Origin of the sequence: Acinetobacter sp. YH12076 (genome assembly GCF_013419525.1) — a bacterium.
Lineage (GTDB): Bacteria > Pseudomonadota > Gammaproteobacteria > Pseudomonadales > Moraxellaceae > Acinetobacter > Acinetobacter amyesii.
The window spans coordinates 149611-161958 of record NZ_VOZY01000003.1 but is presented as its reverse complement, the minus strand read 5'-3'; the positions used below and the strand labels follow the sequence as shown (position 1 = coordinate 161958).

The 12348-nt window shown below is 42.7% G+C and carries 7 protein-coding genes; all 7 read left to right on the top strand.

From position 1 onward, the window contains the following. The first annotated feature begins 26 nt into the window (after nt 1-26). The 7 genes from pilQ to FTU22_RS03800 all read left to right on the top strand — a co-directional run bounded on the left by pilQ (nt 27) and on the right by FTU22_RS03800 (nt 12203). A complete protein-coding gene (pilQ, locus tag FTU22_RS03830; protein ID WP_180093206.1) occupies nt 27-2141 on the top strand; it encodes a type IV pilus secretin PilQ in 2115 nt (704 codons plus the stop codon). Nucleotides 2142-2177: 36 nt separating this feature from the next. Then, on the top strand, nt 2178-2723 hold the full coding sequence (gene aroK / locus FTU22_RS03825) for a shikimate kinase AroK (RefSeq protein ID WP_078189378.1): 546 nt from the start codon (nt 2178-2180) through the stop codon (nt 2721-2723). A gap of 14 nt (nt 2724-2737) precedes the next feature. Beyond that, nucleotides 2738-3820, top strand: a complete 1083-nt coding sequence (gene aroB / locus FTU22_RS03820; RefSeq protein ID WP_180093081.1) for a 3-dehydroquinate synthase — start codon at nt 2738-2740, stop codon at nt 3818-3820. A gap of 7 nt (nt 3821-3827) precedes the next feature. Beyond that, nucleotides 3828-4667, top strand: coding sequence for a hypothetical protein (locus FTU22_RS03815; protein WP_180093079.1), 840 nt, complete (start codon nt 3828-3830; stop codon nt 4665-4667). Nucleotides 4668-5112: 445 nt separating this feature from the next. After that, nucleotides 5113-9588, top strand: coding sequence for a glutamate synthase large subunit (gene gltB / locus FTU22_RS03810; protein WP_180093204.1), 4476 nt, complete (start codon nt 5113-5115; stop codon nt 9586-9588). A gap of 69 nt (nt 9589-9657) precedes the next feature. Continuing rightward, the gene (locus tag FTU22_RS03805) at nt 9658-11079 is read left to right on the top strand and encodes an FAD-dependent oxidoreductase (RefSeq protein WP_078189374.1); all 1422 of its coding nucleotides are present in this window, start codon (nt 9658-9660) and stop codon (nt 11077-11079) included. A gap of 239 nt (nt 11080-11318) precedes the next feature. After that, nucleotides 11319-12203 (top strand): metal-dependent hydrolase, encoded by an 885-nt coding sequence (locus FTU22_RS03800; protein WP_180093077.1) that lies wholly within the window; start codon nt 11319-11321, stop codon nt 12201-12203. Nucleotides 12204-12348: the final 145 nt, after the last annotated feature.

The following is a 12348-nucleotide window of genomic DNA, read 5'->3' as shown; positions in this document are numbered from 1 at the left end:
ATTTTATTTTTGGGGATGGCAATACAATGAATCATGTGTTTCGTCAGTTTTCGATGGGGGCTGTTGCAATGGCGATGATGCAAGTTGCCAATGCTCAGGTGAGTGTAACCAATGTGGTACCAATGCAAATTCCAGGTCAAGGGACTGAAATTCGCGTGATGTTTAATGGCTTGCCGCCGCAACCACAAGCTTATCAACTCGATCAACCATCACGACTAGTTTTAGACTTTGATAAAGCACAGCAAAATTTAAAACAAAGTTCAATTCCTGTTGCAACGGCTGAAGCGAGCACTGTGGATGTGAGTTCGGATGCACAACGTGCGCGCTTAACTGTGAATTTAGCCAATGCTGGTGCTTTTACCACGCGTGTTGAAGGTAATACCTTTATTTTAAAAATCAACTCTGCACAAGCTGCAAATTATGTACAGCCTGTAGCACAACGTCAGCAACAGGGCATCTCAAATATTGGTTTCCACCGTGGTTCTAATGGTGAAGGTCAAGTTGTTGTTGATTTACTGGGTGGAAATACTCCCGTTGATGTTCAACAGCAAGGCAGTAAAGTGGTGATCCGTACTTTAGGCAATAAAGTACCTGCACATTTGACTCGCCGTTTAAATGTCAATGATTTTGCAACACCTGTTGCAACGGTGGATGCACATAATGATGGCGGTAATGGTGTGATTACCATTCAGTCGACGGGCAGCTATGAATATATGGCGTACCAAACTGATAATAAATTAACGGTAAGTTTGAAACGTCCGGAAGATAAGAATCCATTACGTCCTAAAGCTGCCAATCATTATACCGGTAAGAAGATTTCATTAGACTTCCAAGATATTGAAGTACGTCGTGTGCTGCAACTTTTGGCTGATTTCACTGAAATCAATATGGTTGCTGCTGATACGGTTCAAGGAAATATTACACTTCGCTTAAAAGATGTGCCTTGGGATCAAGCACTAGATATCGTATTGAAAACCAAGAATTTGGACAAACGTCGTAATGGTAATGTGATTTGGATTGCGCCTGTATCTGAGTTGATTAAAGCGGAAGAAGAAGAAGCAAAAGCCTTACGTCAAAGTATGAAGTTGGCACCATTACAGACTGAATATTTAACGTTAAGCTATGCAAAAGCTGCTGAGCTAGAGAAGCTGATTACGCAGTCTAAAACTGCGGGTAATAGCGGTTCGTCAAATAATAGTAATAATGCTGATGATGATCGGGGTAATTTGTTAAGTCCACGCGGAACGATTTCTGCAGATACGCGTACAAATACACTGATTATTAATGATACCGCGCAAAACATTGATCAGATTCGTAAGATGGTGGATTTGCTTGATGTATCAGTCAAGCAGGTCATGGTTGAAGCACGTATTGTAAAAGCATCTACTGACTTTACCAAAGAAATGGGTGTGAAATGGGGTCTCTTGTCTCAAGGGATTAACCAAAATGACCATTTATTGGTGGGTGGTAGTGATACTACCCTTTGGGACCTAAAAACACCGGATGATGATGGGAAATATACGATTCAACGTCCAAGTAACTTAAACGTGGACTTAGGGGTGACTACTGCAGGTGCCAGTCGAATTGCGTTCGGCTTAATTAGTCTTTCTGATTTTATGTTGGATTTAGAGCTTTCTGCTTTACAAGCGGATGGTTATGGTGAAGTCATTTCTACACCAAAAGTACTGACAGCGGATAAACAACCCGCCAAAGTTGCATCAGGTCAAGAAATTCCGTATCAAACCATAACGGGTACAGGTTCAAATGCGACTTCTTCAACCGAGTTTAAAGAAGCTTTATTAAGTTTGGATGTCACGCCTAGCATTACTCCAGATGGTAAAGTGCAAATGAAGCTGAATATCAAGAGCGACTCACCGGCAGGATATGCACAAAATGGTGAAATCATCCTGAATAAAAATGAAATTAATACCGATGTCTTAGTCAACAATGGTGAAACTGTTGTGCTCGGCGGTATTTTTAATCAGGAAACACAAAGTAAGCAAACTAAAGTACCGTTCTTGGGGGATATTCCTTATGTGGGTCGCTTATTCCGTAAAGATATGAAAAGCGATGCAAAAAATGAGTTGCTGATTTTTGTTACTCCGCGAATTGTTAATGACAGTGTTACCAGAAATCATTAATATATTTTCAATTTAACAAAAGAAATAGGTGACTCCTTGCCAAGCAAAGAGTTTGAAACCCTACCAAATATCTATTTGGTAGGGCCAATGGGGGCAGGAAAAACAACCGTAGGGCGACATTTAGCAGAATTGTTAGGACGTGAATTTCTAGACAGTGATCATGAAATTGAACGTAAAACAGGTGCGACCATTCCTTGGATTTTTGAAAAAGAAGGGGAAAAAGGCTTTAGAAGTCGTGAAACGAATGTCATTGATGAGTTAACTGCAAAAAAACAACTGGTCTTGGCGACTGGCGGTGGTGCTGTGACTCAGCCCCCAAATCGTGAGTTTTTAAAACAACGTGGTATTGTTGTTTATTTATATACTCCGGTGGAAATTCAGTTACAACGAACCTACCGCGACAAAAATCGTCCACTTCTTCAAGTGGAAAATCCAGAGCAAAAGCTACGAGATTTATTGGCTGCCCGTGATCCTCTTTATCGTGAAGTCGCGCACTATATTATTGAAACCAATCAAGGTGCCGCGCGAGATCTTGCGCAAAAAATTTTTAATTTAATTGTTTCACAAAATATATCTCGTTAGAAAAGGTTAAATTCATGCAAACCTTACATGTTGAACTCGGTGATCGTCGCTACCCTATTTTTATTGGGAGTGACCTTAATCCACAAACTTTACTTGAGCCTTATATTCAGGGTAAACAAGTGATGATTGTCTCTAATACCACAGTTGCCCCGCTCTATTTAAAACATTATGTAGAAGCAATTGAAGCATTAGGGAAAACTGTTGCGACATGTATTTTGCCTGATGGTGAAAAGTATAAAAATTTAGACCATTTGAATTTAATTTTTGATGCCTTGCTCGAAGCAGGCTTTAACCGCGATTGTACGGTTTTGGCATTAGGTGGTGGTGTTATTGGAGATATGACCGGTTTTGCCTCTGCATGCTATCAACGCGGTGTGTATTTTATTCAAGTGCCGACGACTTTACTTTCTCAAGTGGATTCAAGTGTTGGTGGCAAAACAGGGATTAACCATCCACTAGGTAAAAACATGATTGGTGCCTTTCAGCAACCCCAAGTGGTCCTTGCGGATATGGCGCAATTAAAAACTTTGCCAGCGCGTGAACTTTCTGCAGGTTTGGCTGAAGTGATTAAATATGCGTTGTTGGGTGATGTTGAATTCTTAACTTGGCTTGAACAGCATATGGATGCTTTAGTTGCAGGTGATGCAACTTTGTTGGCTGAAGCGGTTTATCGTTCATGTGCTCATAAAGCGCGTATTGTGGCCAATGATGAAAAAGAACAAGGTGAGCGTGCGTTATTAAACTTGGGTCATACCTTTGGCCATGCGATTGAATCGTACTTGGGGTATGGTGAATGGTTACATGGCGAAGCCGTTGCAACAGGGATGGTGATGGCTGCAGATTTATCGCATCGTATGGGCTGGATCACAGTTGAAGATTTAGAGCGTACAAAAAAAATCATTTTACGTGCACAATTACCGATAGTTTGCCCTAAAATTCCGCTAGAGGAATTTTTGGCGTATATGTCCCATGATAAAAAAGTATTGAATGGGCAATTACGACTTATTTTACTGAAATCATTAGGTCAGGCCATCATCACCAAAGAGTTTGATGTCGAATTAATGAAACAGGCAATTTTGGCAAATCAGGCAGAGTAGGTACATCATGGCAGCGCGGCAGTCTCAATGGCAAAAAGTTCATCACTACACATGGTTGGTGGGTGGAGCTGTGTGTCTGTTCGCTGCATTGGTTTTCTGGGCGATTACAGATACCAAAGAATTGGTTGAAGTTGAAAAACAAGCGGAAACCGAAGTGGATTTGCAAATTCAGCCAGAGAAAGTGGCAGCAATGTCCCATCTTGGTGCATTAAATGACGAAGTGCGTCCGCTTGATATGACGACACGCGTAGTTGCTACAGCTCAACATGAACCAGAATTCCGCGGCACTAAATTTATCAATGATTCTGTCAAGCTTTATGGTATTGAATTATTTAGGGTTTCTGAAGAAGATATTTTAAAAAGCTTCTTACGAAAGCAGCCTGAGCGTCACAAATTTATTTATCTACGTCTTTCTGGTGAAGACCATCCTGAGCAATACGTCATTTTAACAGGACCATATTCGTCTCAAAATGATGCGAAAACTGCAATGTCGAGCCTCAATATTGCTTTGCCTGCATCAATTAAACCTAAGGTTGTGGAATTTAAACAATATCAAGCATATGTGAATGACTTAGGCGCGGAAGAAATGTCGTCGAGTCAAAAGTTATATGCTGTTAAATTAAAGTCTGTGCCTTTACCGAAAATTGATGAAGCTCAAATCGCAGCACGAAAAGCAGCGGCTGCAGCGTCGGTAACAACTCCAGCTAATGCAACAACAAGTACTACGGTGACTCGCCGTGATGCTGAAGGGAATGTGATTGATGTGCAAAAATCACAAAGTAGTGTAGATGCACCACGTCCAAAACCTGCACCGCTAGAACAAGAAGTAACCGATCCTTTTAATTAGTTCTAAAATAGCGCAAGATGTCTTAGGAAAAGTCTAAACTGCACAGAAAAAGTGCATAAAATTATAAAAGAACAATTTAAATTATTTATTATAAATAAAAAATGTTTGTAATCAGCCATCTTAGGAGAAAATGCATCAAGTTGGCATGTATATTGCTTAATTGGTGCGTAAATTGAACTTTTCTCCCTGTTTTGGCGCGAAAATGATTCGATAAAAGTGCGAAGTCATTAATCCAGTCGTTATCCCTGATCTGAACTGCAAAAGCAGAAAATTTGACTTTTATTCATGCATCTAAGATGAATTCGGTTTATCTTAAGGGTGTGAATAAGAAATAATTTTGCTCGACAGAACAATTCATGTGAGTAAGTTAAGACGAATCGCAACAAGAAATTAGTTTGTTAAGTGCTCGAAAGAGCTGTAAAGAAAAGAAGGGTACGCTATGCACATGCCATCGCCTAATACTGTAGCTCCCGCTCAAGGTTTATACCAACCGGATGAGTTTAAAGATAACTGTGGTTTCGGTTTAATCGCCCATATGCAGGGTGATGCAAGCCATGATCTCGTCAAAACCGCAATGCATAGTTTAAGTTGTATGACCCACCGTGGTGGTATTGCCGCAGATGGTAAAACCGGTGACGGCTGCGGTCTACTCCTTGCTATGCCCAAAGAATTTTTCCGTGAAGAAGCGAAAAAACTCAGTGACATTACATTGAGTGAAATCTTTGCTGTGGGTACGGTATTTCTAAACCTAGACCCTGCATTAGCCGCACATGCAAAACAAATTTTAACCAAAGAAATCGAAGACGAAGGTTGTAAAGTCATCGCTTGGCGTGTTGTGCCAACCAATAACGATGCGTTGGGTTCAATCGCGATGCAGTCATTGCCTGCATTTGAACAAATTATCGTGAATTGCCCAATGGGTGTTTCAGAGGTTGAATTCAACCGTAAGTTGGTGATGGCACGTCGTCGTGCAGAACAACAGCTGACTGCTGACCCATACTTCTATGTAACCACTTTATGCTCAACTGTGATCAGCTATAAAGGTTTGATGATGCCAGCAGCCATTGCTGATTTCTATACCGATCTTGCTGATGAGCGTTTAAAGTCACACATTGTTGTATTCCATCAGCGCTTCTCAACCAATACCTTGCCTCGTTGGCCATTGGCTCAGCCGTTCCGTTACTTAGCACACAATGGTGAGATCAATACCATTACCGCCAACCGTAACTGGGCGATGGCACGTACACCAAAATTTGAAAACCCATTATTGCCGGGTTTAACTGAGCTGAATCCAATCGTAAACCGTACAGGTTCGGATTCTTCAAGCTTAGATAATATGCTGGAAATCCTTGTCGGTGGCGGTATGGACTTGTTCCGTGCGCTACGCATGTTGGTTCCACCTGCTTGGCAAAACGTTGAAACTTTAGATGCGGACTTACGTGCATTCTACGAATTCAACTCGAAGCATATGGAAGCATGGGATGGTCCAGCAGGGCTGGTAATTCAAGATGGTCGTCATGCGATTTGTATGCTTGACCGTAATGGTTTACGTCCAGCACGTTGGGTAATTACCAAAAATGGTTACATCACATTGGCATCAGAAATTGGTGTTTGGGGTTATGAACCTGAAGACGTTGTATCTAAAGGTCGTGTCGGTCCGGGTCAAATCTTGGTGATTGATACCTTTACCGGCAAAATGCTCGATACTCAAGATGTGAGTAATCACCTCAAACGTATGCGTCCGTACCGTCAGTGGTTACGTGAAAACTCAGTACGTGTGCAAGGCAGTCCAGAGCTCGAAGAATATTTATGTGACCAAGGCTTAAAAGGTGATGACCTGAAAGCTTCACAAAAAATGTTCATGGTTACCTTTGAAGAGCGTGACCAATTGCTTCGTCCAATTGCTGAAAGCGGTCAGGAAGCCGTGGGCTCAATGGGTGACGATACGCCAATGGCAGTATTGTCTCGTCAAGTGCGCCATGTGTCTGACTACTTCCGTCAGCAGTTCGCGCAGGTTACGAATCCGCCAATCGATCCATTACGTGAATCGATCGTAATGTCCTTAGAGACATGTCTCGGCCGTGAACAAAATGTATTTGAACAAGGTCCAGAGCATGCAGATCGTCTGATCATTTCAAGCCCTGTACTGTCAAATTCGAAAATGCATCAAATCCGTACCCTTGGCCGTAAAGGGTACGAGATTGCAGACATCGACCTGAACTATGCAGAAGATGAAGGCTTAGAAGCTGCTATCGCGCGTATTTGTGAAGAATCTGCACAAGCGATTCGCGATGGAAAAACATTACTTGTATTGTCTGATAAGAAAATCCGTCAAGGTTTTTTACCTGCAAATGCATTGATGGCAACTGGTGCGGTTCACCACTATTTAATCAATGTGGGTCTGCGTACAGATGCCAACATCATTGTCGAAACTGGTTTAGCACGTGATGCACACCAGTTTGCGGTGATTCTTGGTTTCGGTGCGACTGCGATCTATCCTTACCTTGCATATGACGTGATCAATGACTTGATCTCGAAAGGCGAGTTGTTGGGTGACCCAATCCATGCGCAAGCGAACTTCCGTAAAGGCATTGAGAAAGGCTTATTAAAAGTCCTTTCTAAGATGGGTATTTCTACTGTTGCCTCTTACCGTGGCGGTCAGTTGTTTGAAGCGGTCGGCCTCTCTGATGAAGTGGTTGCAAAATGCTTTACTGGCGTACCGAGCCGTATTAAAGGCGCAACATTCTCTGATCTAGAAAATGACTTGAAAAAATTGGCAGATTTGGCGTGGAAATCACGTAAGCCAATCGATCAAGGCGGTATGCTGAAATTTGTATTCGGTAAGGAATATCACGCATTTAACCCAGATGTGATCAATGCGCTGCATAAATCTGTGCGTTCTGGTAATTATGCGGACTTTAAAGAATACGCAGAGCTAGTGAATAACCGTCCAATCGCGACGATTCGTGACTTATTCAAACTTAAAACTGATAATTCAATTGCGCTTGATCAAGTTGAATCCGTAGAAGAAATTCTGCCGCGTTTTGACTCGGCTGGGATGTCTTTAGGTGCATTATCACCTGAAGCGCACGAAGCTATTGCAATCGCTATGAATACCATTGGTGGTCGTTCAAACTCTGGTGAGGGCGGTGAAGACCCTGCGCGTTACGGTACCATTCGTAACTCGAAAATCAAACAAATTGCATCTGGCCGTTTTGGTGTGACCCCTGCATATCTAACTTCTGCAGAAGTCCTTCAAATTAAAGTGGCACAAGGTGCAAAACCAGGTGAAGGTGGTCAGTTGCCGGGCGGTAAAGTGAATGGCTTAATTGCACGTTTACGTTACTCAGTACCGGGTGTGACATTAATTTCTCCGCCACCGCATCACGACATCTACTCAATCGAAGATTTATCACAGTTAATTTTCGATTTAAAACAGGTTAACCCACAGGCGATGGTGTCAGTTAAGCTGGTTTCTGAGCCAGGTGTTGGTACGATTGCGGCAGGTGTAGCGAAAGCTTACGCAGACTTCATTACCATTTCTGGTTATGACGGTGGTACAGCGGCTTCTCCACTTTCTTCAATTCACCATGCAGGTTCTCCATGGGAGCTTGGTCTATCTGAGGCGCATCAGGCGCTTCGTGTGAACGATCTGCGTGGCAAAGTCCGTGTACAAACTGATGGTGGATTGAAAACAGGTCTGGACGTTGTGAAAGCAGCGATTCTTGGGGCTGAAAGTTTCGGTTTTGGTTCTACACCGATGATCGCATTGGGATGTAAATACCTGCGTATTTGCCATTTAAACAACTGTGCGACCGGTGTTGCAACACAGCAAGATCATTTACGTCAGGAACACTATATCGGTGAGCCTGAAATGCTGATCAATTTCTTCCACTTTATTGCGGAAGAAACACGTGAATGGTTAGCCGCGTTAGGCGTTTCAAGTCTGAAAGATTTGATTGGCCGTACAGATTTACTGGAAATGCTTCCGGGTGAAACTGAAAAGCATGCACACCTTGATTTGAGCGCATTGCTCCAATCGCATCCTGCGGCTGAAGGCAAAGCACAGTACTGTGAAGTACAAGGCAATGCACCATTTGATAAAGGTCTCTTGGCTGAAAAAATGGTGGCGGAAATGCTGCCAGCGATTGAAGCAGGCACAGGCGGTGAATATAGCTTCACTATCGGTAACTGTGACCGTTCAATTGGCGCGCGTATTTCGGGTGAGATTGCAAAACGTTATGGCAACCTCAGCATGGAAGCGCATCCTGTTAAAGTTAAATTAACAGGGACTGCAGGTCAGTCATTGGGTGTTTGGAACGCAGGTGGTTTACACATCAGCCTAGAAGGCGATGCGAATGATTACGTGGGTAAAGGTATGGCTGGTGGTCGTATCTCGATCTTCCCGCCTAAAGGTTCACCGTTCCAAACGCAAAATACTGCGATTATTGGTAACACCTGTTTGTATGGTGCAACAGGCGGTAAATTGTTTGCTGCAGGTACAGCAGGCGAGCGTTTTGCTGTACGTAACTCAGGTGCGTTTGCCGTGATTGAAGGTGCAGGCGACCACTGCTGTGAATACATGACAGGTGGTATCGTGACTGTATTGGGTAAAGTGGGTCATAACTTTGGCGCGGGTATGACAGGCGGTTTCGCTTATGTGCTCGACCTCGACAATGACTTTGTTGACCATTACAACCACGAACTGATTGAATTGAACCGTATCTCTACAGAATCGATGGAAGAACACAAAGAGTTCTTGTGCCGTATCTTAGATGAACATATTAAAGAAACAGGTAGTGCTTGGGCGTATAAGATCCGCAACGAGTTTGACTTCTATAGCCGCAAATTCTGGCTTGTGAAACCAAAAGCTGCTAATTTGCAGACTTTGTTGAAAACAACTCAAGCTGATCCACAATAATTCCACTACTGCAGATTTGATAGGCAGGTGTAAGTCCAAACATGCTTACACCTACCCACGGAGAGAGACATGGCAGAGCGCCTAAATAATGACTTTCAGTTCCTGGATGTAGCACGCCAAGATCCAGAGAAAAAAGATCTAGTTGTCCGCAAAGCAGAATTTGTGGAAATCTATAAACCGTTTACAGCTGAAGTTGCAAAAAACCAAACACACCGCTGCTTAGGTTGCGGTAACCCGTATTGTGAATGGAAATGTCCAGTACATAACTACATTCCAAACTGGTTAAAACTGATTGCAGAAGGTCGCATTTTCCAAGCGGCAGAATTGTGTCATCAAACCAACACCTTGCCTGAAGTTTGTGGTCGTGTGTGCCCGCAAGACCGTTTATGTGAAGGCGCGTGTACGCTAAATGACGGCTTTGGTGCAGTCACCATTGGTAATGCTGAAAAATACATTAACGATACGGCATTTGCATTGGGCTGGCGTCCAGATATGTCACACGTTAAGTGGACAGACAAGAAAGTTGCGATTATTGGTGCAGGTCCTGCTGGCCTTGGCTGTGCAGATATTCTTGTACGTAATGGTGTGAAGCCAGTTGTATTCGACAAACGCCCTGAAATTGGTGGTTTGCTGACATTTGGTATTCCAGAATTCAAAATGGAAAAAGATGTGATGAAACGTCGCCGTGAGATTTTCTCTGGCATGGGCGTTGAATTCCGTCTAAATACTGAAATTGGTACAGATGTGACCATTGATCAGCTTTTGGCTGATTACGACGCTGTATTCATGGGTATGGGAACTTATACCTACATGAAGGGTGGTTTTGCGGGTGAAGATCTTGTTGGTGTGCATGATGCACTGGATTTCTTGATTGCCAATGTCAACCGTACGCAAGGTTGGGAAAAAGATCCATCTGAATACATCAGCATGGAAGGCAAAAAAGTGATCGTGCTCGGTGGTGGTGATACCGCGATGGACTGTAACCGTACCTCGATCCGTCAAGGTGCCGAATCCGTTGTCTGTGCCTACCGTCGTGATGAAGAAAACATGCCGGGTTCACGTCGTGAAGTGAAAAATGCACGTGAAGAAGGTGTGGATTTCCAATTTAATCGTCAGCCGATTGAAATTGTAGGTGAAAATGGCAAAGTAACGGGTGTTAAAGTTGTGACTACACAGCTTGGTGCGCCTGATAGTCGCGGTCGTCGTAGCCCTGAGCCAGTTCCGGGTTCAGAAGAAATTTTACCAGCAGATGCAGTATTGCTAGCCTTTGGTTTCCGTACCAGCCCCGCAGATTGGTTTACTACATCAAACATCAGTATGGATGGTTCAGGCCGCGTCATTGCTGCTGAACAGCAAGAATTTAAGTTCCAAACATCGAATCCGAAAATTTTTGCCGGCGGTGATATGGTCCGTGGATCTGACCTTGTGGTAACCGCAATCTGGGAAGGTCGCCAAGCTGCAGAAGGTATTCTTGACTACTTAGATGTTTAAGTCATGACATGCCAGTGATTGCATTGGATTTATTCAAAAAACTCGCTTCGGCGGGTTTTTATTTTTTGGAATTTACCTCAAATGACAAGTAAATGGATTTTGCAGATAAATACGCTGAAAAGTTGTCAGACAGCGCTTTAGAATGGTGAATTATGCAAGTGTGCTAGCACATTTTGCCATGTGTGAAAGAGCTTAGGAATTACATACTGCGATCATGATCCAAATCTTAGGAAGCGACCATGACGCAAGTGACGACACAAAAAGCATATTTAAATCGTCCTAAAGCCATAGGCATTACGGTACGTCGAGCACAATTCAATCCTAAAGCGATTCGCCGGCATTATTTTGCCAACTCACCGGTCATGTCGCATTTGTTGACGGCATTGTCATCGACCTTTCCCATTGGTGAGCAATTCTTTGTGCATAGCGTGCGTAATGTACGCGATAAAGTCAGTGATGAAAAATTACAAGCTGAGATCGCAGCATTCATTGGGCAAGAAGCGATGCATTCCAAAGCCCATGCTGAATTTAATAATGCTTGGCGGAGTGAAAGCTATAATTTAGATCGTTTCCAAGCATGGCTGGCACGTAAAGATAGCTATGTAAAAAACTTACATCCAAAGATTCAACTTGCAATCACCTGTGCTTTTGAACATTTTACCGCTTTACTTGGTGGCTATATTTTAAGACATCCAGAAGTGCTCAGTACTTTAGATGATGATGCAGTGAAACTTTGGGTTTGGCATGCGATTGAAGAAATTGAGCATCGCGCAGTGGCATTTGATGTATATCAACATGTCTATGGAGATGACAAAATACGCCGCATGATTATGCGCAGTGTGACCACGGGTTTTGCAAGTCTTACGTTTTATTCTGCAACAAAGCTATTTATGCAGGATAAGAAAAAAAGTTTGCCGAAGGTTGGTGGAAATATATTCGGGGCGTATTTGCTAGCAAAAATGTTTATTCAATTGACGCCAGAATATTTGTCATATTACAAAGCAGAATTCCATCCGAGCGAAATTGATTACAGTCAGATCGTGAAATATTGGAAAGAACGCCTTGCTGATGAATATCAAATGGAAAGTTTTCAGACTGAAACTACACCGCAACTGTATAGTTAATTCAAAATGTTAAAAAAGCCCGAGTTGTGGGCTTTTTTTAATGCTGAATATTTTAGGAGTAGATGAATTTAATCACAAAGAAAATACATAATTCATTCGAAAAATAAGGTTAGAATGAATTTATTTAAACAATTACAAATAAATA